Source organism: Macrococcus equipercicus (genome assembly GCF_024205945.1).
In the GTDB taxonomy this organism is placed as follows: domain Bacteria; phylum Bacillota; class Bacilli; order Staphylococcales; family Staphylococcaceae; genus Macrococcus; species Macrococcus equipercicus.
Map to the genome: position 1 here is coordinate 1,054,140 of NZ_CP073809.1, position 26,283 is coordinate 1,080,422.

Annotated in this window: 30 protein-coding genes; 22 read left to right on the top strand and 8 right to left on the bottom strand. The window is 45.6% G+C overall.

The window, feature by feature from the left end:
* The first annotated feature begins 90 nt into the window (after window positions 1-90).
* A complete protein-coding gene (locus KFV11_RS05395; RefSeq protein WP_149458792.1) occupies window positions 91-513 on the top strand; it encodes a MarR family winged helix-turn-helix transcriptional regulator in 423 nt (140 codons plus the stop codon).
* A 90-nt stretch (window positions 514-603) separates the two neighbouring features.
* Window positions 604-1,635 carry a DUF2332 family protein gene (locus KFV11_RS05400; protein ID WP_254250565.1) on the top strand — a complete coding sequence of 344 codons (1,032 nt, stop codon included), beginning with the start codon at window positions 604-606 and terminating at the stop codon, window positions 1,633-1,635.
* A gap of 24 nt (window positions 1,636-1,659) precedes the next feature.
* Here KFV11_RS05400 and KFV11_RS05405 read toward each other — a convergent pair whose 3' ends face one another.
* Complete coding sequence (locus KFV11_RS05405; RefSeq protein WP_254250566.1) at window positions 1,660-3,003, bottom strand: aspartate kinase; 1,344 nt, start codon at window positions 3,001-3,003, stop codon at window positions 1,660-1,662.
* Between the two features lie 116 nt (window positions 3,004-3,119).
* On the opposite strand from KFV11_RS05405, the gene KFV11_RS05410 reads away from it, so the two are divergent.
* From KFV11_RS05410 to KFV11_RS05425, 4 genes are read left to right on the top strand one after another with little or no spacing between them, the layout of a single operon-like run.
* Complete coding sequence (locus tag KFV11_RS05410; RefSeq protein ID WP_254250567.1) at window positions 3,120-4,313, top strand: homoserine dehydrogenase; 1,194 nt, start codon at window positions 3,120-3,122, stop codon at window positions 4,311-4,313.
* A 1-nt stretch (window position 4,314) separates the two neighbouring features.
* Window positions 4,315-5,376, top strand: coding sequence for a threonine synthase (thrC, locus tag KFV11_RS05415; protein WP_254250568.1), 1,062 nt, complete (start codon window positions 4,315-4,317; stop codon window positions 5,374-5,376).
* Window positions 5,373-6,263, top strand: a complete 891-nt coding sequence (thrB, locus tag KFV11_RS05420; protein WP_254250569.1) for a homoserine kinase — start codon at window positions 5,373-5,375, stop codon at window positions 6,261-6,263. The genes thrC and thrB overlap by 4 nt, the downstream gene beginning before the upstream one ends.
* A gap of 19 nt (window positions 6,264-6,282) precedes the next feature.
* The gene (locus KFV11_RS05425) at window positions 6,283-7,092 is read left to right on the top strand and encodes a Cof-type HAD-IIB family hydrolase (RefSeq protein ID WP_254250570.1); all 810 of its coding nucleotides are present in this window, start codon (window positions 6,283-6,285) and stop codon (window positions 7,090-7,092) included.
* A 67-nt stretch (window positions 7,093-7,159) separates the two neighbouring features.
* On the opposite strand, the gene KFV11_RS05430 is transcribed toward KFV11_RS05425, so the two are convergent.
* Window positions 7,160-8,011 carry an oxidoreductase gene (locus KFV11_RS05430; protein ID WP_254250571.1) on the bottom strand — a complete coding sequence of 284 codons (852 nt, stop codon included), beginning with the start codon at window positions 8,009-8,011 and terminating at the stop codon, window positions 7,160-7,162.
* Window positions 8,012-8,094: 83 nt separating this feature from the next.
* Between KFV11_RS05430 and panB the strand changes: the two genes are divergently transcribed.
* Genes panB through panD form a run of 3 tightly spaced genes read left to right on the top strand, consistent with a single transcriptional unit; the run spans window position 8,095 to window position 10,131 of the window.
* A complete protein-coding gene (panB, locus tag KFV11_RS05435; RefSeq protein ID WP_149458784.1) occupies window positions 8,095-8,910 on the top strand; it encodes a 3-methyl-2-oxobutanoate hydroxymethyltransferase in 816 nt (271 codons plus the stop codon).
* A complete protein-coding gene (panC, locus tag KFV11_RS05440) occupies window positions 8,903-9,754 on the top strand; it encodes a pantoate--beta-alanine ligase (RefSeq protein WP_149458783.1) in 852 nt (283 codons plus the stop codon). Before panB ends, panC begins: the two co-directional genes overlap by 8 nt.
* Window positions 9,751-10,131, top strand: coding sequence for an aspartate 1-decarboxylase (gene panD, locus KFV11_RS05445; RefSeq protein ID WP_149458782.1), 381 nt, complete (start codon window positions 9,751-9,753; stop codon window positions 10,129-10,131). Before panC ends, panD begins: the two co-directional genes overlap by 4 nt.
* 45 nt (window positions 10,132-10,176) lie before the next feature.
* On the opposite strand, the gene KFV11_RS05450 is transcribed toward panD, so the two are convergent.
* Together KFV11_RS05450 and KFV11_RS05455 are read right to left on the bottom strand one after the other, a co-directional pair.
* Entirely contained in the window at window positions 10,177-10,497 is a 321-nt protein-coding gene (locus KFV11_RS05450) for a hypothetical protein (RefSeq protein ID WP_149458781.1), read from the bottom strand.
* An 87-nt stretch (window positions 10,498-10,584) separates the two neighbouring features.
* Window positions 10,585-12,027, bottom strand: a complete 1,443-nt coding sequence (locus KFV11_RS05455) for an amino acid permease (RefSeq protein WP_254250572.1) — start codon at window positions 12,025-12,027, stop codon at window positions 10,585-10,587.
* Window positions 12,028-12,261: 234 nt separating this feature from the next.
* On the opposite strand from KFV11_RS05455, the gene KFV11_RS05460 reads away from it, so the two are divergent.
* The 6 genes from KFV11_RS05460 (at window position 12,262) to KFV11_RS05485 (ending at window position 17,733) form a co-directional block, all read left to right on the top strand.
* Window positions 12,262-13,740, top strand: a complete 1,479-nt coding sequence (locus KFV11_RS05460) for a catalase (RefSeq protein ID WP_302054856.1) — start codon at window positions 12,262-12,264, stop codon at window positions 13,738-13,740.
* 136 nt (window positions 13,741-13,876) lie between these two features.
* Window positions 13,877-14,791, top strand: coding sequence for a metal ABC transporter solute-binding protein, Zn/Mn family (locus KFV11_RS05465; RefSeq protein WP_149458778.1), 915 nt, complete (start codon window positions 13,877-13,879; stop codon window positions 14,789-14,791).
* Window positions 14,792-14,802: 11 nt separating this feature from the next.
* Complete coding sequence (gene rpsN / locus KFV11_RS05470; RefSeq protein ID WP_149458777.1) at window positions 14,803-15,072, top strand: 30S ribosomal protein S14; 270 nt, start codon at window positions 14,803-14,805, stop codon at window positions 15,070-15,072.
* Between the two features lie 142 nt (window positions 15,073-15,214).
* Entirely contained in the window at window positions 15,215-16,198 is a 984-nt protein-coding gene (gene guaC / locus KFV11_RS05475) for a GMP reductase (protein WP_254250573.1), read from the top strand.
* A gap of 104 nt (window positions 16,199-16,302) precedes the next feature.
* On the top strand, window positions 16,303-17,304 hold the full coding sequence (locus KFV11_RS05480) for a CAP domain-containing protein (protein ID WP_254249438.1): 1,002 nt from the start codon (window positions 16,303-16,305) through the stop codon (window positions 17,302-17,304).
* Between the two features lie 9 nt (window positions 17,305-17,313).
* Window positions 17,314-17,733 carry a hypothetical protein gene (locus KFV11_RS05485; protein WP_149458774.1) on the top strand — a complete coding sequence of 140 codons (420 nt, stop codon included), beginning with the start codon at window positions 17,314-17,316 and terminating at the stop codon, window positions 17,731-17,733.
* 36 nt (window positions 17,734-17,769) lie between these two features.
* Here the strand turns inward: KFV11_RS05485 and KFV11_RS05490 are convergent, their stop codons facing one another.
* The 3 genes from KFV11_RS05490 to lexA form a co-directional block, all read right to left on the bottom strand.
* Window positions 17,770-18,225: a DinB family protein gene (locus tag KFV11_RS05490; RefSeq protein WP_149458773.1), complete on the bottom strand. Its 456-nt coding sequence runs from the start codon at window positions 18,223-18,225 to the stop codon at window positions 17,770-17,772.
* Between the two features lie 65 nt (window positions 18,226-18,290).
* Window positions 18,291-18,977: a metal-binding protein ZinT gene (locus KFV11_RS05495; RefSeq protein ID WP_254249439.1), complete on the bottom strand. Its 687-nt coding sequence runs from the start codon at window positions 18,975-18,977 to the stop codon at window positions 18,291-18,293.
* Window positions 18,978-19,371: 394 nt separating this feature from the next.
* Window positions 19,372-19,992, bottom strand: a complete 621-nt coding sequence (gene lexA, locus KFV11_RS05500; protein ID WP_149458771.1) for a transcriptional repressor LexA — start codon at window positions 19,990-19,992, stop codon at window positions 19,372-19,374.
* Between the two features lie 140 nt (window positions 19,993-20,132).
* Here lexA and KFV11_RS05505 point away from each other — a divergent pair, with 140 nt between their 5' ends.
* The 7 genes from KFV11_RS05505 (at window position 20,133) to KFV11_RS05535 (ending at window position 25,770) form a co-directional block, all read left to right on the top strand.
* On the top strand, window positions 20,133-20,366 hold the full coding sequence (locus tag KFV11_RS05505) for a hypothetical protein (protein WP_254249440.1): 234 nt from the start codon (window positions 20,133-20,135) through the stop codon (window positions 20,364-20,366).
* Between the two features lie 106 nt (window positions 20,367-20,472).
* The gene (locus tag KFV11_RS05510) at window positions 20,473-20,709 is read left to right on the top strand and encodes a DUF896 domain-containing protein (RefSeq protein WP_149458769.1); all 237 of its coding nucleotides are present in this window, start codon (window positions 20,473-20,475) and stop codon (window positions 20,707-20,709) included.
* 60 nt (window positions 20,710-20,769) lie between these two features.
* Window positions 20,770-22,758, top strand: a complete 1,989-nt coding sequence (gene tkt, locus KFV11_RS05515; RefSeq protein ID WP_149458768.1) for a transketolase — start codon at window positions 20,770-20,772, stop codon at window positions 22,756-22,758.
* Between the two features lie 108 nt (window positions 22,759-22,866).
* The gene (locus tag KFV11_RS05520; RefSeq protein ID WP_254249441.1) at window positions 22,867-24,177 is read left to right on the top strand and encodes a CitMHS family transporter; all 1,311 of its coding nucleotides are present in this window, start codon (window positions 22,867-22,869) and stop codon (window positions 24,175-24,177) included.
* A gap of 64 nt (window positions 24,178-24,241) precedes the next feature.
* Window positions 24,242-24,472: a YneF family protein gene (locus KFV11_RS05525; protein ID WP_149458766.1), complete on the top strand. Its 231-nt coding sequence runs from the start codon at window positions 24,242-24,244 to the stop codon at window positions 24,470-24,472.
* A 127-nt stretch (window positions 24,473-24,599) separates the two neighbouring features.
* Window positions 24,600-25,283, top strand: a complete 684-nt coding sequence (locus tag KFV11_RS05530; protein WP_149458765.1) for a cytochrome c biogenesis CcdA family protein — start codon at window positions 24,600-24,602, stop codon at window positions 25,281-25,283.
* A gap of 1 nt (window position 25,284) precedes the next feature.
* Window positions 25,285-25,770 carry a CcdC family protein gene (locus KFV11_RS05535; protein WP_149458764.1) on the top strand — a complete coding sequence of 162 codons (486 nt, stop codon included), beginning with the start codon at window positions 25,285-25,287 and terminating at the stop codon, window positions 25,768-25,770.
* Window positions 25,771-25,782: 12 nt separating this feature from the next.
* On the opposite strand, the gene KFV11_RS05540 is transcribed toward KFV11_RS05535, so the two are convergent.
* Entirely contained in the window at window positions 25,783-26,280 is a 498-nt protein-coding gene (locus tag KFV11_RS05540; protein WP_149458763.1) for a DUF2621 family protein, read from the bottom strand.
* Between the last annotated feature and the right edge of the window lie 3 nt (window positions 26,281-26,283).

Genomic DNA, 26,283 nt, shown 5'->3' on the forward strand with positions numbered 1-26,283 from the left:
AGTATTAAAAACTTAATAAATAAAGGTTTTATCTATTATTAATAAGTGTTTATAATATAAGTATTAATAGCTAATAAGGAGAATTTTTTGATGAATCAATATCTTAATGCAACCAATGAATTACTAAGGATTCAGCAGCTGTGGCAGCAGTCTGCGCGTAAATTTTTAAAGGCCTATGATATTACTTACCCGCAATTCAGAGTTTTATCCGGTCTTGTTGAATCACAGAATGATAACAAAAGAATCACACAGGCAGGTTTAAGTGAACTGATCGGTATAGATGTCATGACATTGTCTACAATCATCCGTAATCTGGAGTCGAGACGTCTTGTTCGCCGCGTCGAGTCACGCTCAGATACACGGGCAAAAAATGTTTACATGACTTCAATCGGGTTATCCTTAATGGAAGAAATGATGCCGTCGATGGAGATGGCTGCTGAAATATTTTTTGAAGATTTAGCTGAGACCGGAGAAAGTTTACTTGATGTGTTAACAAAAGAGATGAAATGTTAAGATTATGTAACAAGGCTTTGCTTCTTACACAATATATAGTATAGTTAGCGTCTTAATAGCAATGACTGTAATCATTTAAGGAGCGATAAAATGTCCTTTAAATATAGAAATTTGATGTTGTCCTACAGTTCAGTGATTGACAGGAAGAGTCCTTTATATAGTGACATCTCAAAAAGAATGGCTGACGATAAAGAGCTGAAGATGCTGTTGAGTCCATTGATGACAGGTCCTGAGGCTGTCCCGTTATTCATGAGCAGTGTTTTGTATAGTTTATATTATCATGACGATGAGCTGCGCGATTATTACATGAACTTTAATGATTTTGTTAAGCCTTTTGACGACGACGCTTACGGTCTATTCAAATCGTTTGTTCAGCGTCATCGGGATATGATCATCATGATGACAACTACAGGCGACTTGAAGAAGAACATCGTTGAACGGTCGTCTCTCCTTGTCCCGGTGTTCCATAGAATTGTCAAAGAAGTGAGCTCGTGTCGTTTCAACGTTATTGAAGTCGGCTCCAAAGCAGGGCTGCTGCTGAATTATGACTGGTACGGCTACACCTTCAACAAGGCCGTGTCGGTCGGTGATACAGAGCACATCAATATTAAGGTGAAGCTGAAAGGTTATAATCACTCCCTGCTTAAGCCGCTTGAGCATCCGCATATGAAATACGGCATTTCAGAATCGGTGACGCATATTGAGAACGATGATGAGTTCTACTGGATGCTGAGTCTCCTTTATCCAGAAGAAACAAAACGCCGTAAAAACTTGCTGAAAGCCCGTCAGATTTTCCTTGAGCATCCTGTGACGATGCTCGAAGGGGACGAGCTTGTCCTGCTTGAACAGGTGATTGATGAGCTGCCGGCCGATGAGCCGATTATTATTTTTCATGTGCATCACACTAAAAACTGGTCCGATGAAAAGAAAGCGAATTTCTTGAGTCTGATCAGCAGGAAAGCGGCTGACAAAGAAATCTATCATGTCCATCATCAGCTGTTCGGTTCCGATATATTCCTTGATTATTTTAATGAAGGCTATTTGAAACGCGAGAAGCTCGCTAATTTTGATTTGGATAAACTGAAGATTGAATGGCTGGTGAATCAGCCGTTAAAAATTTAAACACGCCAGCAATGGCGTGTTTTTTTAGAAATAAGCGTTATACACCGCTTTTACAGCTTTAACCGCATCTTTTTCCTCGATGCCGAACATCATGGAAATCTCCGATGACCCCTGGTTGATCATCTTCAAGTTAATTTGATGATCCATGAAGGCCTGTGTCGCTTTGTTGGCGGTTCCGACAGCCGTCTTCATTCCTTCGCCGACAATCATCAGAATGGCGAGGTTCTTCTCTGTAGAGAGCTGATCGATGTTCAATGTTGTCCGTATTTGCTCGGTCAACAGCGCTTCTTTGCCGTGCAGCTGGTGCTCTCTTAAGATGATGCTGACATTATCGATGCCTGACGGGATATGCTCATAAGAAATATTGAGATCCTCCAGTATGGACAGCAGTTTCCGGGTGAAGCCGATCTCCCGGTTCATCATATACTTCTTTATATTGATACTGGCGAACCCTTTGTCACAGCTGACGCCGACAACGCCTTCTGCCTGACGGCTGGAGACGATGAGTGTACCTGGGTCTTCCGGTCTATTCGTGTTTTTGATGACGACCGGTATTTCCTTTGAGTAGAGCGGTGCAATAGCTTCATCATGAAAGACATTGAAGCCTGCGTAAGACAGTTCCCGCATTTCGTCATATGTCACTTCTTCAATACGGTTCGGGTTCGGTATGATATTGGGATTCGCGCTGAAGATGCCGCTGACATCCGTGTAATTTTCATAAATGCCGGCATCGAGGGCCCGGGCGATGACAGCTCCGGTTAAGTCAGAGCCCCCACGTGAAAAAGTGACGATATGTCCTGTCTTTGAGATGCCGAAAAACCCGGGGATGACGATTTTTTTAGTCGGCGGCAAGCTATCTTTTATAGCAGTGTAGCTTTCCTCGAGCACCCGCGCATTGCCTGGCTCATCGGTGACAAATAGACCGGCATCCCGCGGATGATAGTATAGTGTGTCGATTCCTTGCTGTGTGTTATAAGCTGCAATCAGTTCGGCGTTAAAGTCTTCGCCACATGACTTCAGCGCGTCAAGCAGCCGTGCGTGCTCAGTAGTTTCTTTAATAAGGTGTTCCAGTTTTCCCTTGAAGTGGGGAATGAGTGACTGTTTAAGAGGCAGGTCCTGTTCGATGGATTGAAAGCGTTCGAGCACTGTATTAATTTTGTCGGTGATCTGCTGCGTGTCAGCATGACCGATGACCAAGTGATATAATTCAATCAACAGGTCAGTCAATTTCGTATCGTCCTGATAGCGTCTGCCGGGTGCTGATACAACGATGACACGCCGCTCGTCATCTGCATTGAAGATTGAAAGGACTTTTTTGATCTGTGCTGCGTCTGCTACGGATGAGCCGCCGAATTTCGCTATTTTCATGTGAAACCACCTTTTTCTTTTCTTTACATCTGATATCCTTAAGTTATACTATAATCAGGTTTCCATTTCAAGAGGACATATGTTTTTTTAGAATAGACAACGTTAGGAGCGCTCACATGAAAGATATTAATATTGCATTGCTTGGATTAGGGACGGTTGGAACTGGAGTAGTCAACATTCTGGAAGAGAACAAACTACAGCTCGAGAAGACGATGGATGCACGTATCACCGTCAAACACATATTCGTCAAGAATGTTAATAAGGACCGGGCAATCAATACAGAACGTTATCATCTGACGGATGACATCAATGATATTTTAAATGATCATACGCTTGATATTGCTATCGAGGTAATGGGAGGTATCGACACGACTTATCATTATTTGAAGCAGCTGATGACCAGCGGCGTTCATGTGATTACAGCTAACAAAGATCTGCTTGCGGTACATTTAGAGGAACTTGAAACACTGGCCGCTGAACGGGAGATATCCTTGAAATATGAAGCCAGTGTGGCCGGCGGCATCCCGATCGTCAATGCCATTAATAACGGCTTGAATGCCAATGGAATTAAACACTTCATGGGTATTTTCAACGGCACATCCAACTTTATTCTGAGTAAGATGGCACTTGAAGGGCAGTCATTTGAAGAAGCGCTCGCTGCGGCGACTGAACTCGGCTATGCAGAAGCGGATCCGACTGCTGACGTGGACGGCATTGATGCACAGCGTAAAGTCGTGATTACAAGCTATCTTGCATTCAATCAGTTCATGACACTTGATGACTGTGCAGTGGAAGGCATCAGAAATGTCACAAGCACTGATATTAAGCTTGCCGGTGAACTCGGGTATACCATCAAACTGATCGGCCAGGCATATGCTGAAAACGACCGTGTCGAAGCGTCAGTCAAGCCGACGTGCCTGCCGGTCCATCATCAGCTAGCACATGTGGACTATGAATACAATGCGATTTACATAGATGGCAGTGCTGTAGGAGATACAATGTATTACGGCAGAGGTGCGGGAAGCCTTGCAACCGGCAGCGCGGTCGTCAGTGACCTGCTGCATGTCATCAGATACATCGATACGAAGCTCCATACGCTGCCGCCGCACTTTGAGATTGAAACCAAGGCGCTTGACCGTTCACGTCACTTACTTGTTATCGGTGACGAGACGGTGACAAAGACATTTGCCGGCAGAACTGTCACGACTGGTGAGACGACTGCTGTAGAACTGCTGAACGTGTCGACCGCTGTGTTTGATGAAGTGGCGGCACTTGACGATGTTAAAATCTACGAAATAGAAGGTGTGTAAGATGAGATGGAAAGGTTTAATTGATGCATATAAAGACTATTTACCGGTGACTGAGCAGACACCCAGACTGACATTGAATGAAGGAAACACACCGCTGATTCATCTTCCGTATTTATCCGGCCAGCTGAATGTGGAGCTATATGCCAAGTTCGAGGGGTTGAATCCGACCGGCTCATTTAAAGACAGAGGGATGGTCATGGCTGTTGCTAAAGCGAAAGAGGCCGGGAAAGAGATTGTGATATGCGCATCTACCGGCAATACATCAGCCGCAGCGGCAGCCTATGCGGCACGTGCCGGAATGAAGACGATCGTAGTCATTCCTGAAGGTAAGATTGCGATGGGGAAACTTGCACAGGCGATGATCTACGGCGCTGACATCGTATCTATAGAAGGAAACTTTGACGAGGCGCTTCATATCGTCCGTAAAGTCGCGGAGAAGAGCGATAAGATAGCGCTCGTCAACTCAGTGAATCCTTACCGCCTTGAAGGACAGAAGACCGGTGCGTTTGAAATCATCGACCAGTTAGGACAGGCGCCTGATATGCTGTCCATTCCTGTCGGTAATGCAGGCAATATTTCAGCTTACTGGAAAGGGTTTAAGGAGTTCAACGACGTTAAAGGGACAGCGTTACCGCGCATGCTTGGTTTCCAGGCAGCTGGTGCCGCACCGATTGTCAGCAATGCAGTCGTTGACCAGCCGGAAACGATTGCGACAGCGATTCGTATCGGTAATCCGGCCAGCTGGCAGCTCGCAGTTGCAGCGCGAGATGAATCAGACGGTCTGATCGACAGCGTGACAGATGAAGAGATTCTAGCGGCATATGAGCTGATGACGACAAAAGAAGGAGTGTTTGCAGAACCGGCGAGCAATGCTGCGATTGCCGGACTGCTGAAGCTGCACCGGGCAGGCAGACTGGAAGCAGGAAAAACAGTCGTCGCTATCTTGACAGGGAATGGACTGAAGGACCCGCAGACTGCAATCGACAGAGTCATGCAGGCACCGGCAGTACTGAAAAATGATGAAGATGCCATCATCCAGTATATCGAGGATAAATTATCATGATCCGGGTGAAAGTCCCGGCCTCCACATCAAACCTCGGACCGGGTTTTGATTCAATCGGTATGGCGCTGGATAGTTATCTTGAGATTGAAGCTGAGGTCAGCCGCGACTGGCAGTTTAATCATCGGTCAGAGCTGCTGCATGATCTGCCTGCTGATGATACCCATTATTTAGCGCGCATGGTCAATCATTTCTGCCGCCTGTTAAAGGTCGAACCTTTTAAGCTGACGGTGACCATGACTTCGACTATACCGCTGGCACGCGGGCTCGGCAGCTCAGGAACAGTGCTGATCGCAAGTCTTCTGATTGTCAATCATGTACGTCAGCTGAAGTTGAGTACAGATGAACTGATCCAGCTGTTATCAGCAGAAGAGGGACACCCGGACAATGTCGTCCCGTCACTGCTCGGCGGCCTTGTCGTCGGCTGTCATGACGGCGGGCAATGCTATTATGAGGCGTTAGCGCCTATAGCGTGGCCCATGTATGCTGTCATACCGGACTATGAACTGAAGACGGCAGATGCAAGGAATGCCCTGCCTTTCGAACTGACATACAGCAGTGCAGTGAGAGCGAGTGCTGTGAGCAATGTTCTAGTCGCGGCGCTCAGCACGGGAAACTACGATCTTGCAGGACAGATGATGATGCAGGATCTGCTGCACGAACCTTACCGAAAGCATTTAATCAAAGATTATACCGAATTGCATGACATGCTGAATGGTCAAGGCTATGCTTTTTTAAGCGGGGCAGGACCAACCTTGTTTGTCATGGCGAGGCCTGATGCTGATATTGAGCAGCAGCTGCGTGAACGCTTTCTGAATTGTGAAGTCAGACGGGTGAACACTGACACAGCAGGTGCAGTCTGTTATGCTGAAGTAGAGTTAAGTGACTAATAAATGATGGAGTGAAAACATGGATTACAGATTAGTAGTACTGGATATGGACGACACATTGATGACTTCAGATAATGTCATGTCAGAACGGACGAAAAATGCGCTGCTTCAAGTGCAGCAGCATGGCGTCGGCGTCATACTTGCCTCAGGACGGCCGACAAACGGCATGGTGAAGACAGCGGAAGAGCTGCAGCTTGATAAGCATCAGTCTTATATACTCAGCTATAACGGTGCCCGTATTTTTGACATGAGTGATTTCAAGATGGTCAAAGAGACAGCACTGACGAAAGACCAGTTCGATAAATGCTATGACTACTGCAAGTCAAAAGGATTTTTCGTGCTGACTTATGTGGATGAGACGATTGTCTATGAAGGAGAACATCCTTATATGGATGTGGAGCATGAACTGACTGGCCTGCCGATGAAGCAGGTGGCGTCGCTGAAAGATTTTGTGCAGAGCAACGTCCCAAAACTGGTGGGTGTGGATTTTGAAGAAAACATTAGCCGGGCCAATCAGGAACTCGGTGGCCACTACGGCCATGATATACATGTCACAACATCCAAACCGTTCTTCCTTGAATTCATGGCTGAAGGCGTGTCGAAAGGTCGGGCACTGCGTGAACTGGTGACTGAGCTTGGTATTGACCGTGAAGCAATCATGGCTTTCGGCGACAGCAACAACGACAAAGACATGATTGAATATGCAGGACTTGGTGTCGCTATGGGCAATGCCAATGAGGCTATAAAAAAAGCCGCAGATCTCATCACTAAAGATCATAACAGTGATGGTATTGCGGACGTTTTAGAACAGTATATATTAAAGAAGTAGCTGCGGCTGCTTCTTTTTTTCTGACTGTCATTGGTTGGCAGGAAGTGGCCTTCAAATGATTTATGGCCTACCGCTTATACTGATAGCCTGTAAGCAATGTGCAGCAGACATCAAGCAGCGGGGTCGTCAGCTGATGTTTCCGGGCCAAGCGCTGCAGTTCTCCTTGAATATAATCATATTCAAGGAGAACGCCGGCAAGTGTATCGTAGTACATGCTTGTCCCCATATCACCGGCATAACTGCGATAGATGGCTATAATATCCTGGACGGTCTGCGCCGTAAAATCGAGGCCTTCAGCCCGGGCGATTCTCAGCCCTTCCTGTAAGAGCTGTTCCGTCAGTTGCATAACTTCAGGCAGTTCTAGTACATGGGCCGTGTTTTTTGTCAGGGCGGTGACCGTATTGATGCCTAAGTTGACCAGCAGTTTAAACCAGAGGGCCGCTTCATAGTCAGGGGATACAACGAGCTCGAGCTCAGTCGCGTCAAGCCGCTGACTGATGCGCTGCAGCTCTTGATTAACGGGAAGAATCAGTTTCTTATCCTGGAAATGGCGGACGTAGTCATCTGTTTTCTGGCCACTGATGTAGACGACGGCCTGCACCGCATTAAACTCATGAAGCATGTCAAGCTGTCCCATGCCGTTCTGACAGAGAATGATGACTGTATTATCATGGCTCATCGCCTGAAGCGCAGGAAGTATTGACGCGAGTTTCGTCACTTTGACCGCGACGAATATGACATCGAATGTATCACTGTTCAGCAGCAGGGAAGAGACATTAATCTTATAGTCATTCGAACCGCTGTTCAGCACAACCTGCTGTTCGCGGCGGCCGAACAGTTTGACTGCTGCCACCTTGCTGATTTCATGGGCGATGACAGTGCCGACAGCACCGGGTCCGATAACGGCGTATTGAGTCATAATAGCCTCCTTGGAATTTATTTATATACACAGTGCAATGTGTCTATTATAATGTATTCATCGCTAAACAAGGAAGTGGAACCATGAAACTATTAAAAGATCTTCAGCAGATGAAGCGTGAGCACGTCAAGCTGACCATGATGACTGCCTATGACTATCCAAGTGCTAAGCAGGTGGAGGCAGCAGGCATTGACATGATTTTAGTCGGTGACAGCCTCGGTATGACTGTGCTCGGCTATGACAGCACGGTCTACGTGACGATGGAAGACATGATCCATCATACAAAGGCGGTGCGCCGCGGCGCCCCCGATACATTCACTATCATTGATATGCCGTTCGGCAGCGTCGGCATCAGTGAAGAAGTGGACCTCATGAATGCCGTCAGACTATACCGCGACTCAGGTGCTCATGCCGTCAAAGCAGAAGGCGGGCACTTGACGGCATTTATTCAGCAGTGCGCGAACCTCGGTATTCCGGTTGTCGCTCATTTAGGACTGACACCGCAGAGTGCCGGGCTCACAGGTTATGCCGTCCAGGCTAAAACAAAAGAAGCGGCAGAGCAGCTGATCGCTGAAGCACAGGCCGTTGAAGCGGCAGGTGCTGTCATGCTTGTGCTGGAAGCAGTGCCGAGCGACCTTGCTGCCTATATTTCAGGCGAACTGAGCATTCCGGTGATCGGCATCGGCGCGGGACGTGATACTGACGGCCAGGTGCTTGTCTATCATGACGTTCTGAATTACGCGACAGACCGTAAGCCGAAGTTTGTGAAGCAATACGGTGACTTCTCAGCAGGGATCGAAGCACTGAGCAGCTATAACAATGAAGTGAAAGCCGGCCAGTTTCCAACGGATGAGTTCACTTATAAGGCGAAAATTATGGGTGAGGTAGCACATGACTAAACGTATTACATCTATCAAAGAAATGACAGCCATCGCCAATAAGCATTTGCAGGCAGGCGAGTCGATAGGCTTTGTGCCGACGATGGGTGCTCTCCATGACGGCCATGCGACGTTGATGAAAGCGGCAAAGCAGGATAACACTGTGACCGTTGTCAGCGTCTTCGTCAATCCGCTGCAGTTCGGTCCGAATGAAGACTTTGACGCTTATCCGCGTGATATCGATAAGGACGAAGCACTCGTCAAAGGCATCGGCATCGATTATTTATTCCATCCGTCTGCAGAAGAGATGTATCCAAAACAGGACATCACGCTCACAGTCGGCAGACTTGCTTCAGTACTTGAAGGTGCTAAACGTCCTGGCCATTTTGACGGGGTTGTGACAGTCGTCAATAAACTGTTCAATATCATTAAGCCGACGCGTGCTTACTTCGGCAGAAAAGATGCCCAGCAGCTTGCAATCATAGAGGCGATGGTAGAAGATTTTAATCAAGATATTGAAATTCGGGGTATCGATATTGTGCGCGAGGCTGACGGCCTTGCCAAGAGCTCACGAAATATTTATTTAACAGAGGCGGAGCGACTGGAAGCCGTGGCGCTCTATAACAGCCTGCAGCTCGCTAAAGACTTGATTGACGGCGGCGAGAGAGATACTGCAGTCATTGAAGAAGAAATCACGCGTTACATTACGTCTTATTCATCAGGAACAGTGGAGGAAGCGGCAGTTTATCAGTATCCTGAACTCATTAAAGTCGATACGCTTGAAGGCCGGTGCTTTATTTCGCTTGCAGTCAAGTTCTCAAAAGCGCGCTTAATAGATAATATAATTATTGGGGGAACAAAATGATTAGAACAATGATGCACGGAAAGATTCATCGTGCAAGAGTCACAGAGGCGAATCTTAACTACGTCGGCAGCATTACGATTGACCAGGATATACTGGATGCGGTAGACATTCTGCCGGATGAAAAAGTAGCGATCGTCAATAACAACAACGGGGCGAGACTCGAGACTTACGTCATCGCAGGCGAACGCGGTTCAGGGGTCATCTGCCTGAACGGCGCAGCAGCCCGTCTCGTCCAGGTGGATGATGTGGTCATCATTATGAACTATGTCCAGCTGACAAACGAAGAAGCACAGCTTCATAAACCGAAAGTCGCAGTTATGGATGAACATAACCATATTGTAGAACTAATCACTGAAAAAGAAGCCACTATTATATAAAACAAAACCCCGTACCATTGTACGGGGTTTTCTAGTCAGTCATATTTACTTGCTCGTCGCTGTCCACTGGTCTCCTGGATGGCGATGTCTTTTCGTATGGGCATAAATATGGTCCGCTGCATAATCCTCATTTGTATAGACGGTGATGTCATAGAACGCCATATCTTTATCGAACCGCTCCTGTAAATAGACTTCTTTCAGATGAACGAATAACCGCTGCATCGCCTGCTGATCCAGACTTGGATATTCACGCAGTATTTTTTTGGTCAGGTTGCCGTTCTGATTATAGACCCCCTGGACGACAATGACGAACTTCTCATCAGTTTTCAGCACATCATCAAATATATTGAACTGTCCTGCAGTCATGAGTCTGCCTCCTTGTAACCGTTTTATTACTCTTATTATACATAAAAAAAAGAGATTTGCGGATGCAAATCTCTCATCTGACTGTTTTTACAGCTGATGTTTAGATAAATCGATATCTTCCAGTTTGATGACCTTTGTCTTTTTCACGAGTTTATAGCCGAAATATGTAACTATCGCGATGATAATCGGTATGAACGAATCAATCAACTTCGCCCAGTTAAGAGACGAAATGTCTGCAAATGACTGCCCGACAAGCAGGAAGATGATGGTAACACCGACGATGATGACGCCTAGCGGGAAGAACGGTGCTTTATAAGATAACAGCTCATCGTCATTGCGGTTCTGTACTTTAATGGCACGGCGCAGTCTGTAGTGACTGAGTACGCTCATGCCCCAGACGAGCAGGACAAGCGTTCCAAGCATATTCAGCAGCTTGCCATAGCCGCCCATGTTAATATGAGCATAGATAATACTCGCGATAATCAGTGCCGTTGTGACAAGCAGCGCATTAAAAGGCATGTTGCGTTGATTAAGTTTACCGAGGAATTTCGGTGCCTGTCCTTCATTGCTCAATGAGTAGAGCAGACGGCTTGTCGCGTATAATCCTGAGTTGCCGGCCGATAATACCGCTGTTAATATAACTGTATTCATAAGCGTCGCCGCAAATAGAATGCCGAGATTATCAAAGATGATTGTGAACGGACTCATCGCCACATCAGAGTTCTCATTCAGCAGACGCGGATCAGTGTAAGGGATCAGTGCCGCGATTACAAAGATAGAACCGATATAGAACAGCAGAATTCTCCAGAATACCTGCTTGATGGCTTTCGGCATCGATTCTTCAGGGTTCTCTGATTCACCGGCTGTGACAGCGACTACTTCTGTCCCGCCGAATGAGAATCCAGCGACGACCAGCACGCCGAGCAGACCAAGGAAGCCGTTGACAAACGGTGCATCGCCTGCTGTGAAGTTTTGAAGCCCGACAGCCCCTTTGTCTCCGAGTATGCCGAAGATCATTAACATGCCGATAATCAGGAAGATAATAATCGTTGCTACTTTGACAAATGAGAACCAGTATTCAGCTTCCCCGAATGACTTAACTGAGAATGCATTAAGTAGAAATAATAATAATAGGAAGAAAAGACACCATACAAGTGAAGGAATACCGCCGAAGACATGCCAGTAGGACAGTACTTTGGCAGCCGTAATGATATCGACACTTGCCACAAGCGCCCATATGACCCAGTACAGCCAGCCGACCATAAATCCTGCAGCAGGGTCAACGAAACGTCGGGCATACGCACTGAAAGAGCCGGATACTGGATAAAATGTTGCAAGTTCCCCGAGTGCTGTCATCAGGAAGTAGACCATAATGCCGATCAGGGCGTACGCTGCGATGGCACCGCCTGGTCCAGCCTGACTGATAATAGCGCCGCTCGCCATAAATAAGCCGGTACCGATAGAGCCGCCGATAGCGATCATCGATATGTGTCTTGTTTTTAAATCTCTGTCCATCTGGTTGTTTTCCATAGATTCACCTAACCTTTGTCTGTATTAATATTTATTGTATGGGAGCCAGAAAGATTTGGCAAGAAAAAATTTTAGTGCATAAAACCTTTAAAGCAGTAAAGTATTTAAATATTAATGGTAAAAGTCTGACAAAGAAAATGTTCAGATTATAATAAGTGTGTTATAATAATTATTATAAATAAGAAACGAGAAACAAAGCCATTACTTAAACTTACTATTCTGGAGGTATGACCATTGACTGAAAACAATAACCAGCATTTAACAGGATTATTCGGTGCACCTGTGAGTGACCGTGAAAATACAATGACTGCAGGACCACGGGGACCCGTTGTGATGCAGGATATCTTCTTCATCGAGCAGATGGCTCATTTTGACCGTGAAGTGATTCCGGAGCGTCGTATGCATGCCAAGGGGTCTGGTGCATTCGGAACTTTTACAGTGACACATGATATTACTCAATATACATCTGCGAAGATCTTCTCAGAGATCGGCAAGCAGACAGAAATGTTCGCACGCTTCTCAACAGTAGCGGGAGAACGCGGGGCAGCAGATGCTGAACGTGATATTCGTGGTTTCGCGCTTAAATTTTATACAGAGGAAGGTAACTGGGATCTCGTCGGTAACAATACACCGGTCTTCTTCTTCAGAGATCCGAAGTTATTCGCAAGCTTAAACCACGTCGTTAAACGCGATCCAAAGACTAACATGCATAATCCACAGTCCAACTGGGATTTCTGGACAAGTCTGCCTGAAGCATTGCATCAAGTGACAATCCTGATGAGTGACCGTGGTATTCCGAACGGTTTCCGTCATATGCACGGCTTCGGTTCTCATACGTACAGCATGTATAATGCGCAGGGTCAGCGTGTCTGGGTGAAGTTCCACTTCAGAACACAGCAGGGCATTGAGAACTTAACGGACGAAGAAGCCAACCGTATCATCAGCACGGACCGCGAATCCAGCCAGCGTGACCTGTTCAACGCGATTGAACAAGGTCAGTTCCCGAAATGGAAAATGTTCATCCAGGTGATGACTGAGGAACAGGCGAAAAATCATAAAGACAATGCGTTCGATTTAACGAAAGTATGGTTTAAAGATGAATACCCGCTGATTCCAGTAGGCGAGTTCGAATTGAACCGTAATCCTGAAAACTACTTTGCGGAAGTGGAACAGGCTGCATTTGCACCGACTAACATTATTCCAGGACTTGACTTCTCTCCTGATAAAATGCTGCAGGGCCGCTTGTTCTCATACGGTGACACTCAGCGCTATCGTCTCGGCGTGAACCACTGGCAGATTCCCGTCAACTATCCAAAAGCAGTGGCGAACCTCTGTCCGTTCTCTCGTGACGGGCAGATGCGTGTAGATGGTAACTTAGGCGCTCATACGAACTACTATCCAAACAGCTACGGTCATCATCAGTCGCAGCCGCAGTTCAAAAAGCCGGCGTTACCGCTTAATGGAAGTGTCTATGAACATGATTTCCGTGAAGACGATACGAACTACTACGAGCAGCCGGGCAAACTGTTCAACTTATTGACTACTGAGGAGCAGCATCGACTGTTCATTAATACAGCCAATGCTATGCACGGTGTAAACGACGAAGTCAAGCGCCGCCATATTAGAAACTGCTACAAAGCAGATCCTGCTTATGGTCAAGGAATTGCTACAGCTCTCAATATTGATATTGCTACAGTTGATCTTGAAAACTAGCAGATTGAACCAGTCGCCTCGGCGGCTGGTTTTTTTATGTAAATAATAATTATGACGATTTGCAAAAAGTTCTTGCATTTATCCCGAGTTCGTTATAAGATTTATATCGAAATCATTACGATTAGGAGATGGACAAATGAAACGCATTATTTTTTTAGTGGCGGCACTGCTGCTCACTCTGGCAGGGTGTAATCAGCAGACTAGCATTAAGAGTGAGAAGATGCAGGTATACACGACAGTATTTCCTTTAAAATCGTTTATCGAGCAGATAGGCGGAAATCACGTTGCTGTAACAAGTATTTATCCAAACGGGATAGATGTTCATACATACGAACCGACACAGAAAGATACACTGGCAGTCGCTAAAAGCGACCTGTTCGTCTACACAGGTGATGAGCTGGACCCTATAGCCGGCAAAATGGCCAAGGTGGTAAAAGACAAAAAGAAACTGCTGGCGGTAGCTGCTGACATTAAGAGCAGCGAGCTGCTGAAGCATGATCATGATGAGGCACATGAGGAACACGAACATGAATCGACCTTTGATCCTCATGTCTGGCTGGACCCAGTACTTGACCAATCGTTTGCCCGTAAGATTAAAGACGAACTGATCGCTAAAGATCCGGCACACAAGAAAGATTACGAGAAGAACTATCAGTCACTCAAGAAGGATTTACAATCAATCGACAGCCAGCTGAAGGACATTACTAAGCACCCGAAAAGAGACACCGTCTATATCTCACATGATTCACTCGGCTATTTGGCGGACCATTATCACTTCAACCAGGTCGGCGTCTCCGGCATGAATAACGATGAACCCTCACAAAATGAAATTGTTCATATGATCAATGACATCAAAGCTTCAAAGACACCTTACATCATATACGAGCAGAATATTTCATCAAAAATCACGGATATCATTAAAGATGATACAAATGCCAAACCGTTGAAGTTCCACAACATGGCCGTACTGACTAATCAGGATAAAGATGCAACGTATCAGTCGTTAATGAAGCAAAACATTAAAACGCTCGATAGCGCACTTAATAAATAGGAGGAACACACATGGCTAAAAAATCGAAAATAGCAAAAGAGCAGCAGCGCGCGGCTCTAGTCGCTCAATACGCAGAGAGAAGACAAGCATTAAAAGCAGCAGGTGATTATGAGGCACTCGCACAACTGCCGCGTGACTCCTCACCGACACGACTAACGCGGCGCTGTCAGCTCACAGGACGTCCAAGAGGCGTCATCCGGCAGTTTGAGCTCTCTCGTATCGCGTTCCGGGAACTGGCCCATAAAGGCCAAATACCAGGCGTCAAGAAGGCCAGCTGGTAAAAACCAAGCAGTAGAATATGTAAAATTCGTAAAAACGCGCTATTTCTCTTTACAAATCACTTGAAAACCTGTAAATTATCCTATGGACGAATAATAATTTGTTGTATATAAAAATAGTTCGTATTTAAAGGATGGTTAACTCATGTTTGATGTATTTGATTATGAAGATATTCAGCTGATTCCAAATAAGTGTATCGTGAAAAGTAGAAGTGAATGTGACACATCTATTCAGTTCGGCCCAAAAACATTTAAAATTCCAGTCGTTCCTGCAAACATGCAGACGGTCATGAACGAAGAACTGGCAGAGCGGTTTGCAGCCAATGATTATTTCTACATTATGCACCGTTTCGATGAGGCGGCCAGAATCCCGTTCATCAAAAAAATGCATGATAAAGGATTGTTTGCTTCTATTTCAGTCGGCGTCAAAGACAATGAATATGCTTTCGTAGAAGAACTTAAAAACAGTGACATAATTCCTGAATATATGACAATCGATATCGCACACGGCCATTCTGACCAGGTCATTGAGATGATCAAGCACATTAAGAAGCATCTGCCGGGTACATTCCTGATCGCCGGCAATGTCGGGACACCTGAAGCAGTGCGAGAACTTGAAAATGCGGGTGCTGATGCGACTAAAGTAGGCATCGGTCCCGGCCGGGTATGTATCACTAAGATCAAGACAGGATTCGGTACCGGCGGCTGGCAGCTTGCAGCTATCAAGCTGTGTGCAAAAGCCGCACGTAAGCCGATTATCGCAGACGGCGGCATCCGTACGCACGGGGACATCGCTAAATCAATCCGTTTCGGTGCTGACATGGTAATGGTCGGCTCATTATTTGCGGCTCATGAAGAGTCTCCGGGAGAAACGGTTGAACTGGACGGTAAGCTGTACAAAGAATATTTCGGCAGTGCTTCTGAGTTCCAAAAAGGTGAGAAGAAGAACGTCGAAGGTAAAAAAATGTTCGTTGAGCATAAAGGCAGCCTGCAGGACACATTAACAGAAATGCAGCAGGATCTTCAGTCCTCTATCTCCTACGCTGGTGGTAGAGACCTGGAATCCATCCGCAAAGTAGATTACGTTGTCGTGAAGAACTCAATCTTTAACGGCGATATGGATCGTTAATCATCATGCACATGACAGAGAGCTGTCATGTGCATTTTTATTCCATGCATCGCAGCCTTGAACTTGTTATAATATATACTTAACTAACGCTTATAAGGAGTGCCATGAAAAAATTGCTGTTATTTCTCCTGCTTGCGGCAGGACTGTTTATTTTTCCGCTGCGCATACTGTCACTACCTGATGACTGGACACTGGCTGCTAAGCACCGGCTGCGGGATGCCGTATCTGCACAGTCCGGCACTACTGCTGTCCGTATACCGAAAAGCTATATAGATGACATTAAGCTTGGTATGTCAAAGCAGGAAGTTGATCATCTGCTTGGCCCGCCGAAAGACCAGCTGAGAAATCAGTATCAGAATAACTGGAATGTCTATCACGATCATTACCGGCACTTTATACTCGTCAACTATACGGCGCAGCGGGTGACAGGCATCTATACAGTGGCCGGTCCTTTTACTTCTGATAAGCAGGTGAGCTACGGCATGACAGAGAACAGCGTCCGTCAGTGGCTTGGTGCTCCTCTGGAAGTGATTGAGGGGCCGCGTTATCGCCTGGAGCTCGATGATCCGCACATGCTCACTTATTTGACTGACGGTGTGTACTATACGTATTATTTCGATCAGCATGAGGACGACAAGCTGGTCGGGATGAAAGTGACTGCGCAGTCACTTGAGAACAGAAAGCCGCAGTTATATGCGAGTCCGTCGCCAGAGCTGGCGGCCGCTTATGAGAAACTGGATTACCATCTCATCAACGCTGACCGGGTAAAACACGGTTTACCTCCTGTCAGCTATCATGATAGAATGAGTCATACCGCAGTGGAACATTCAATCGATATGGCAGAGCATCATTTTTTCAGTCATACGAACAAGCAGGGGTTAGATCCGTTTGACCGGATGCAAAGAGCTGGCTTCGACTATATCTTCGCCGGAGAGAATCTCGCGTACGGACAGTTGTCGCCGATAGAAGCTCACCACGGCTTAATGAATTCACTGGGACATCGTAAAAATATATTGAATGTAATTTTTAAAGAAGTAGGGATAGGTGTTGCTTTTGATGATAAGAATATCCCGTTTTACACTGAAGATTACATTACCGAGAATTAGGAGAACGTTATGGCTAAAGAACTAGTAGTATCATCATTACTTATTACGACAGAAGAAAAAATACTTGTGCAGGACATCGGGCATAAACGAATGAAGCTTCCTTATGTCCTGAAAAAAGGCAGCCAGTCCATTCAGGACAGCGCCCACGCTTTCGCGGCACAGCTGAATAAAGAACTGAAAGTCGGCGGCATTTTGTTCGTCGTGGAAGAAACTGCCGAGCATAAAGGATGGCTGTTCACTACACCGGTAAATGAAACGTCGTTTGTTTTCAACGTGAGGAACAAGGAAGAATTTAAAGTGAGACGACCCTATTACTGGCTGCCGTTTGAATATTTAAATCAGCTTGATATTGCTGATGAGCTCAAGCAGCTCATCGTCTCCAATCAAGTGATTAAATCCAGTGTGCCGCTGATTAATTTAAATCAATAAGATAACCCCGGAATTTTTCCGGGGTTATCTTATTGATTATAATCGTGTAATCCTCATATTCCGGCGCTCTGTCACTTTTTCGCGCTTCGCTGTTCTGCTGGCAACAGGATAATCTGAATTCTCGAGGAGATGAAGCATGACATCAATCTGTCCCAGCTGACGGAACTCGTTGACAATGTTTTTCTGGATGGTCTCGTAATGGTCTTGTTCACTGTCCATCAAGCGATTGACCTGATTGAAAGATTCAAGGACATCATCAAAGTTCAAAGCACTTAAACTGTTCTTATAATCCTGGACACCGGAATGGTGGAGGTGAGGGGTGTCACTTTGTCCGAAACTGGAATGATAAGCACTTGCAATCTTAAGCAGCACGGCTTTAATGCTGCCACCCCCGAAGCCGAAGTTGTAATTAAATTCAGAATCGCTTAAATGCTGCAGTTTCGCGAGTAGTTGTTCCCGTTCATTTCTTACCCATTGATATTCATTAGCCATCTGTCATTCTCCTTTGGAATTTGATTGATGGATAACTATACCCGTCCATAAGAAAGTTACTCAGTCTAGTGTGAAATCATTTCATCCTTAATCTTATCGGCGCTCATATCACTGAAGTAGTACGTCGGCCAGTTTTCAAGCTCTTTAAGTAGTGCAGCACGGTCATCACCCATATAAATATGATAATGTGATGCTTTCTTCGGACTGATATTGTGATCGCTGAACTGAACGTAGCTAGGTGCCCCGGCATCTCCGGACGTTTTCTTGAATATAAATCTCACACCTCTGTTACCTTTATCATATGTTAATAGTTCATAGCCATCATATGTATAATCAGCTTGTAGTTTTTTATTGTTATCATAGAAAGTTATGGACTGTCCGTCGATGACTATACGTTTGACTGTTGTTTGGTAGCCTTTTAAATAGTATTTTTTATATTCCTCAGCCGTCATGTCACCATCTTCTGCTTTATGTGTGAAGACTTCGTCCAATATGCCGTCTTTTGCAAGCGGATAGACAGACTGCCAGTCTCCTTGCCAATCAGTTAGCTGACGGTCCTGGACTTCCGCGTCCTTAAAGTAACCATCATGAACTTTTTTTTCTGCAGCGGACATTTTACTGTGACTATGTGACTGACGATGATCATGGCTCTGCTGCTGCGCCGTTTGAGTGGGCTGAGCTTCTTTCTGCTGACATCTGGCCAGCGCGAGTGACATCATAAGCAGACCGGCAGTGATTTTCGTAGCTTGCATTTAAAACATCTCCCTAAAACGTAATTGTTACGATTTATAATATAAGTTAACTGGGCTGTATTGTCAATACTGGAGCTGAATTTTTTCAAAGCATGATGATTTCAGTTAAAATATAGGAGAAGGGTGATGTGGAGTATAAGTTGTAATATTTCACATGTATGTTTGCGGCTGCTTGATACGGGTACAGTACTATTGTAATTGCATGATAAGGGGATAGAACGATGGAAACAAAAAAACCACAAGAAAAAGACATTTTAGAGCAAGTTAAAGAAATACTCGGACGCAAGTAAAAAGATCATTAAAAAGTAGATGAACTCCACTATAACCCGTACCGGCTGACTCAGCCGGTATTTAATTTGCCATAAAAAAACACCGCTTCATCATTGAAGTGGTGTTAAAATTCGCGGAACAAACCGACGACTTTACCGAGTACTGTTACTTTATCAAGGTAAATCGGCTCCATTGTGCTGTTTTCAGGCTGCAGCCGGTAGCGATTGTTTTCTTTGTAGAAGCGTTTCACCGTCGCTTCATCTTCTTCCGTCATTGCGACGATGATGTCTCCATTTTCGGCAATCGCCTGACGTCTTACGATGACTTTATCTTTATCCATAATGCCTGCTTCAATCATACTTTCACCGACGACTTCAAGGATGAAGATATCGCTGTTGTGGCTGGAAGTGAAGTGGGCAGGCAGTGGGAAATATTCTTCGACGTTTTCAACCGCTGTAATCGGCAGACCGGCAGTGACTTTACCGATGACCGGGACATGGATTGTTTCTTCATGCAGCGCAGATTGAGCAGAATCAGAGACGATTTCTATCGCCCGGGGCTTCGTAGGGTCACGTTTGATGTAACCTTTCTCCTCAAGACGCGATAAATGGCCGTGCACAGTTGAGCTGGAAGCAAGACCGACTGCTTCACCGATTTCTCTGACACTCGGTGGATATCCTTTAGCTGATACGACTTGTTTTAAATATTCATATATTTCTTGTTGTCTTTTAGTTAATTCTTTCATGAGAACACTCCTTCATGTTTGTTCTAAAGCCATTATAGCATACATGTTCGGGGCGAACAAACATTTGTTCGTATAGTGTTTGACAGAGAACAGATGTTCTGTTATTCTGAGTATACAAACAAATGTTCTGGAGGTAATTAATGATGACAATCAGAATTTCGAAAGAATTTTTCCTTTATTCCGTTTTATTTACAATGTTTTTGACATTTGGCACATTATATATGGCACAATCTGAAAGAATATATGAACAAGGTCAGTCAGCATCATTAAAACAGACCGCCGGTGACACAACAATCGAAACGAACACGCGTTCTAATCATAGGAGCCCGCATCAGTCCACACAGAATGGCGAAGTGCTGGGAATTGTCCAGTAATTTTCTTGCCCTGCTCAGCTGAGCAGGGTTTTTTGTGGAGGTGGACGTGCACAAGTTGGTTTTCTACGCCTTTTTTGCTATCTTTATTATGAAAGGAAGGATGCTCATGTTAGAACAACATAAAATGGACCGCATCAATCATCTTGCAAAGAAAAAGAAGGCGGAAGGTTTAACAGAAGAAGAAGGCCGCGAGCAGAGCAGTCTGCGTGCAGAGTACTTGAATAGTTTCAGAGACAGCTTTAAGAAAACGATTGAAAACACTAAAATCATCGATCAGGAAGGCACTGATGTCACACCTGAAAAGATCAAGGACATTCAGCGTCAAAACAATTTACGGGATTGATGATCAGCAATAAGCTATAATTTAAAAGAATTATGACTTTCATATAAAGGAGATTTTATAATGTTTAATGAGAAAGATCAGTTAGCAGTAGATACGCTGCGCGCATTAAGTATTGACCAGATTGAACAGGCGAATTCCGGCCACCCGGGATTACCTATGGGAGCGGCTCCGATGGCGTATACGCTCTGGACGCGGCATTTAAGATTCAATCCAAGTTCAAAGTACTTCTTTGACCGCGACCGCTTCGTGTTATCGGCGGGTCACGGCTCAGCGCTGCTTTATTCATTGCTGCACGTCTCAGGAGCGCTTGAGATGGAAGAACTTAAAAATTTCCGTCAGTGGGAATCTAAAACACCGGGACATCCTGAGTTCAACCATACAGATGGCATCGACATTACGACTGGACCGCTCGGCCAAGGGTTTGCGATGAGTGTCGGTATGGCAATGGCTGAGAAGCATTTAGCTGCGACATATAATACAGCGGATGCGGCTATTATCGACCACTTCACGTATGTCCTTGTTTCTGATGGTGACCTCATGGAAGGGATTTCTCATGAAGCGGCTTCACTCGCAGGGCATTTAAAGCTGAACAAATTAATCGCTTTATATGACTCCAATGACATTTCTTTAGACGGTGACCTGGACAAAGCATTCTCTGAAAATGTGAAAGGACGTTTTGAATCATACGGCTGGCAGCATATTCTTGTGAAAGACGGCAATGATATGGAAGCGATCAACGAGGCGCTCGAGACAGCGAAGCAGTCAGACCGTCCGACGTTGATTGAAGTGAAGACGGTGATCGGCTACGGCGCACCGAACAAACAAGGCACAAACGGTGTGCACGGCTCACCACTTGGCGCTGAAGAGCGTAAACTTGCGCTTGAAAGTTACGGGCTTGATCCAGCACTTAAATTCAATGTCCCTGCAGAAGTGTATGAAATCTTCCAGACGACGATGCTGAAACGCGGCAACGACAAAGAAGCGGCGTGGAATGAACAGCTTGAAGAATACAAAGCGAACAATCCGGAACTTGGTGAACAGCTGCAGGCGGCTATTGACAACCGTCTGACAGATGACTATGCAGCGAACCTACCGAAATATGAAGTAGGTTCTAAAGCCGCTACACGTGCTACTTCCGGCGAAATGATCCAGGCACTGTCACAATCCGTGCCGCAGCTGTTCGGCGGTTCTGCCGACCTTGCATCATCAAACAAATCTAACGTGAAGAAAGAAGCAGACTTCTCAGCTGAAACACCTGAAGGACGCAACATCTGGTTCGGTGTGCGTGAATTCGCGATGGGTGCAGCAATTAACGGTATGGCAGCACACGGCGGCGTCAAGCCATACGGTGCGACGTTCTTTGTCTTCAGTGATTACTTGAAACCGGCGCTGCGACTTGCCGCTTTGATGGGTGTGCCGTCTACGTACGTCTTCACACATGACTCTATCGCTGTCGGTGAAGATGGTCCGACGCATGAGCCGGTTGAACAGCTGGCTGGTCTTCGCGCAATGCCTTACTTGAATGTGTTCCGTCCAGCTGATGGCAACGAGACACGTGTCGCATGGAAAGTGGCAATGGAATCGAAGAAAGACCCGACTGCCTTAGTGCTGACACGTCAAGATCTGCCGGCATTAGATGTCAGCGAAGAAGTCGTAGAAGAAGGGGTGCGCCGCGGCGGCTATGTCGTCTACAAATCAGCTTCTCCTGAAATTCTGCTGATCGCTACAGGATCAGAAGTGTCTCTTGCATTAGAAGCAGGAAAACAGCTGGAAGCACAAGGAAAAGGCGTGCAGGTCGTGTCACTTCCTAACTTGAACTTATTTGACCAGCAGGATAAAGCATACCGCGAAGAAGTGCTCCCGTCTGTGATCACGAAACGTGTCGCTATCGAAATGGGTGCGACAGACGGCTGGTACAAATATGTCGGATTGAACGGCCTCGTCATCGGTATCGACCGCTTCGGCGCCAGTGCACCAGGTGACGTGGTGATGGAGAAATATGGTTTCACGAAAGAACAAGTAGTAAAGCAAGTGCTTGCAATGCAATAACTGATTGATAAGCACAAGACAACAGAAAAAATTTAAATGAATTTTCAGAATAATTATTGCCTTCTTGCCTCAATCATTTTAAAATTGAGGCAAGGGGGTATTTTTATTATGAATTTAGCATTATTAGGTTTTATTATGATTGTCGTTTTTATGGCGCTTATCATGTCGAAGAAAATGTCAGCGCTTGTCGCCTTGATTCTTGTGCCGACGGTCTTTGCGATTATCGGCGGCTTTTATAACGGCATCGGCGAGCATATGCTGGAAGGACTGAAGCAAGTAGCACCGACTGGTATGATGCTGATTTTTGCCATTCTATACTTCGGTATTATGATTGATGCAGGCCTCTTTGATCCTGTCATCAATGTCATCATTAAAGCGGTGAAAGGCGATCCTTTGAAAATTACAATCGGGACCGTCATACTCGCGAGTCTTGTTGCACTAGATGGGGATGGGACAACAACCTTTATCATTACCGTGACTGCGATGCTTCCGCTCTATAGAAAAGTTGGAATGAATCCATACATACTTGCTGCACTGGCCTTATTATCGATAGGTGTCATGAATATGACGCCGTGGGGCGGTCCGACAGCCCGCGCGATATCAGCGCTGCAGACGACGACTGAAGAAGTTTTCACGCCGATCATCCCGGTTATGGCGGCAGGCATTCTGTTTGCACTCGGTGTCGCTTACTACTTCGGAGTGAAGGAACGTAAAAGAGTAGGCATCGCTGATCATCTGATGATGTCACTTGATGATATGCATCTGCATCCTGATGGTAAGTCGAACGACGAAAATGCATTACTACGGCCGAAACTCGTCTGGGTCAATGCACTGCTCACCATACTGCTGCTCTATGCATTGATTACCGAATTTCTTCCTATTCCTGTGTTATTCATGTGTGGTTTTGCGGTCGCTGTGCTCATCAATTATCCGAATATAGCCCTGCAGTCAGAACGCATTAAAGCACATGCGCCTAATGTTCTTGCAGTCGTCAGCCTGGTGTTTGCGTCAGGAATATTCACTGGTGTGATGAATGGCACGAAAATGGTGGATGCGATGGCCACTGCGCTCGTTAATATCGTTCCCGCAAGTATGGGAGATCACTTTGCAGTAATCACCGCACTATTAAGCATGCCATTTACTTATTTCATGGCCAATGATCCGTATTATTACGGCATACTCCCTATTCTTGCGGAGTCTGCATCTCAGTTCGGCATCACAAAAGCCGAAATGGCAAGAGCATCTATATTAGGTCAGCCGGTCCATGTCTTAAGTCCGCTATACGCTGCCGGCTATTTACTGGTAGGTATGCTCGGTATTGATTACGGGGAAAATCAGAAGTTTGCTTTAAAATGGGCGATAGGTTCCTCTGTCTTTATGATTGTAGTAGCAATAATCCTCGGTGTCATTCCACTGTAATAACTGTTGAAAAACTTGTGATTATTTAGTACACTTTTAAAGGAATGAGAAAGTGGGTGAAATAATGGCGACTTGGATATGGATTTTATTAATTATTCTAGCAGCAGTGGCAGGTGCAGCACTTGGTTTCTACTTGGCACGTAAATATATGATGGATTACTTGAAGAAGAACCCGCCAATCAATGAAGATATGTTAAGAATGATGATGATGCAGATGGGTCAAAAGCCTTCTCAGAAAAAAATCAATCAGATGATGGCGATGATGAACAAGAATATGAATCAAAACGTCAAATAATAAGGGTGCTGCGGCATCCTTATTTTATTTGTCCTCATTAAAAGCTGTGAGTGTCACTAATTTTTCAAAAAAGAGTACTTCAACTGGATGAAGATTTGGTAAAATAGTCTGGAATGGAGTGATTAATATGGGTGATGTCACCATGGCGCTTGCTTTCGGTGCAGGTTTACTGAGTTTTATATCACCGTGTGTACTACCGATTTACCCGGCTTTCTTATCTTATATCACCGGTGTATCGTTCAATGACCTGCAGGAAGGGCAGCTGAACACAAAAGCGATCCTTCACACGCTGCTGTTTCTCATCGGATTTTCAATCGTCTATATTTCCTTTGGAGTCGGCATCGGCTTCGTCAGCGATTTTCTCAATCAGTATGATGATACGATTCGGATGGTCGGCGGCCTCCTGATGGTGGTGTTCGGCCTGATGACGCTCGGTGTTTTCACGCCTGAATTTTTGATGGCTGACAAAAAACTGAGCTTTAGAAACAAACCGGGCGGCTACTTCGGCTCACTGGTCATCGGCATTGCCTTTGCGGCCGGCTGGACGCCCTGCATGGGACCGATTGTCGGGACGATCATCTCACTCGCGCTGACGAATCAGTCGCTTGCGTTGTTCTATATGATCTTATACGTGCTCGGTTTTTGTATTCCCTTTTTCCTGCTCACGTTCTGTTTGACGAAACTCAAGTTCATCAAGAAATACAGCCGCATACTGACGAAAGTGGGCGGCGTCATTATGGTGATCATGGGACTGCTCCTGTTCTTTGATTTACTGACAGAGATTACTAGACTATTTAGCTGGGGGATTTAATATGTATGTCATTCTATCGATGGTTGTAGCGTTATGTATGGGGATGATTGTGATCGTCGTTCGGATGAAGGCGCAGAAATATCCGACGAATGCCAGAAAGATTATTATGCCGCCTTTCTTTATGGCGACCGGGGCATTGATGTATCTTATCCCTTATTTCAGGCTGACCGGCATGGAAGTACTGGAAGCAGTTCTTGTCGGCATGTTTTTCTCATTGTTTTTAATTTATACTTCCAATTTCCAGGTGATCGACGGACAGATTTATATGAAACGTTCGAAGCTGTTCCCGGTGATTTTAATCTCGCTGCTGGTGATCCGCTCTGTGCTTAAGTTTTATTTAAGCAGCACGATACATCCGGGCGAGCTTGCAGGCATGTTCTTCCTGCTCGCATTCAGCATGATTGTACCGTGGCGTATCGCAATGTACATTAAATATAAAAAACTCGCTGATTCACTGGACATTCACGACAAAAGCGCAGCTCTCTAAATGAGAGCTGCGCTATTTTTGTGCTTCTTTCGCGATAAGTTCTGAATGGTCGAAAATAGAGAATTTATTCTTTTCGTCATCCGCATATTTGAAGTAGGAACTGTAAGGTGTATAGTCGATACCCAGCTGTGTCAGTTTCTTCTTCATAAAGCCGTGGTCACGCTTCGGCGTAGCGATGATATAGCCGCGCATAATATGGTCCAGTTCTATTCTTTCAGCACCTTCGTCAAGCGCAATCTTTGAGATTCTGCCCGCGATCCGCTCTTTAGCGACGTCCCGGAAGAGTTCAGGCACCGGTGTCACCAGTTCATTCAGCAGTGATTTACTGTCATCATGCCACATGGGAAGCGCCTTATGGATGTAGTAGTCCTGCCAGTCCAGCTCACTTTTGCCGTCTTCTTTAGGCAGCCGCTTCAGAAATTTCCGAAACATGAAAAAACCGCCGATGGCAAGCAATCCGAGAAAGATGACGGTCCAGACGAAGATCAGCGTAATAAAAATAGCGTTCAATGT

Coding starts and splice junctions, on each gene's coding strand:
- KFV11_RS05450 (WP_149458781.1), bottom strand. CDS start 10,497: ATGACTGCAGGACAGTTCAATATATTTGATGATGTGCTGAAAACTGAT.
- tkt (WP_149458768.1), top strand. CDS start 20,770: ATGTTTAATGAGAAAGATCAGTTAGCAGTAGATACGCTGCGCGCATTA.
- KFV11_RS05405 (WP_254250566.1), bottom strand. CDS start 3,003: ATGAAAATAGCGAAATTCGGCGGCTCATCCGTAGCAGACGCAGCACAG.
- KFV11_RS05465 (WP_149458778.1), top strand. CDS start 13,877: ATGAAACGCATTATTTTTTTAGTGGCGGCACTGCTGCTCACTCTGGCA.
- thrB (WP_254250569.1), top strand. CDS start 5,373: ATGATCCGGGTGAAAGTCCCGGCCTCCACATCAAACCTCGGACCGGGT.
- KFV11_RS05505 (WP_254249440.1), top strand. CDS start 20,133: ATGATGACAATCAGAATTTCGAAAGAATTTTTCCTTTATTCCGTTTTA.
- KFV11_RS05510 (WP_149458769.1), top strand. CDS start 20,473: ATGTTAGAACAACATAAAATGGACCGCATCAATCATCTTGCAAAGAAA.
- thrC (WP_254250568.1), top strand. CDS start 4,315: ATGAGATGGAAAGGTTTAATTGATGCATATAAAGACTATTTACCGGTG.
- KFV11_RS05520 (WP_254249441.1), top strand. CDS start 22,867: ATGAATTTAGCATTATTAGGTTTTATTATGATTGTCGTTTTTATGGCG.
- KFV11_RS05395 (WP_149458792.1), top strand. CDS start 91: ATGAATCAATATCTTAATGCAACCAATGAATTACTAAGGATTCAGCAG.
- KFV11_RS05425 (WP_254250570.1), top strand. CDS start 6,283: ATGGATTACAGATTAGTAGTACTGGATATGGACGACACATTGATGACT.
- KFV11_RS05480 (WP_254249438.1), top strand. CDS start 16,303: ATGAAAAAATTGCTGTTATTTCTCCTGCTTGCGGCAGGACTGTTTATT.
- KFV11_RS05530 (WP_149458765.1), top strand. CDS start 24,600: ATGGGTGATGTCACCATGGCGCTTGCTTTCGGTGCAGGTTTACTGAGT.
- KFV11_RS05430 (WP_254250571.1), bottom strand. CDS start 8,011: ATGACTCAATACGCCGTTATCGGACCCGGTGCTGTCGGCACTGTCATC.
- KFV11_RS05485 (WP_149458774.1), top strand. CDS start 17,314: ATGGCTAAAGAACTAGTAGTATCATCATTACTTATTACGACAGAAGAA.
- KFV11_RS05525 (WP_149458766.1), top strand. CDS start 24,242: ATGGCGACTTGGATATGGATTTTATTAATTATTCTAGCAGCAGTGGCA.
- KFV11_RS05490 (WP_149458773.1), bottom strand. CDS start 18,225: ATGGCTAATGAATATCAATGGGTAAGAAATGAACGGGAACAACTACTC.
- panD (WP_149458782.1), top strand. CDS start 9,751: ATGATTAGAACAATGATGCACGGAAAGATTCATCGTGCAAGAGTCACA.
- KFV11_RS05495 (WP_254249439.1), bottom strand. CDS start 18,977: ATGCAAGCTACGAAAATCACTGCCGGTCTGCTTATGATGTCACTCGCG.
- rpsN (WP_149458777.1), top strand. CDS start 14,803: ATGGCTAAAAAATCGAAAATAGCAAAAGAGCAGCAGCGCGCGGCTCTA.
- KFV11_RS05400 (WP_254250565.1), top strand. CDS start 604: ATGTCCTTTAAATATAGAAATTTGATGTTGTCCTACAGTTCAGTGATT.
- KFV11_RS05410 (WP_254250567.1), top strand. CDS start 3,120: ATGAAAGATATTAATATTGCATTGCTTGGATTAGGGACGGTTGGAACT.
- KFV11_RS05535 (WP_149458764.1), top strand. CDS start 25,285: ATGTATGTCATTCTATCGATGGTTGTAGCGTTATGTATGGGGATGATT.
- panB (WP_149458784.1), top strand. CDS start 8,095: ATGAAACTATTAAAAGATCTTCAGCAGATGAAGCGTGAGCACGTCAAG.
- KFV11_RS05455 (WP_254250572.1), bottom strand. CDS start 12,027: ATGGAAAACAACCAGATGGACAGAGATTTAAAAACAAGACACATATCG.
- panC (WP_149458783.1), top strand. CDS start 8,903: ATGACTAAACGTATTACATCTATCAAAGAAATGACAGCCATCGCCAAT.
- guaC (WP_254250573.1), top strand. CDS start 15,215: ATGTTTGATGTATTTGATTATGAAGATATTCAGCTGATTCCAAATAAG.
- lexA (WP_149458771.1), bottom strand. CDS start 19,992: ATGAAAGAATTAACTAAAAGACAACAAGAAATATATGAATATTTAAAA.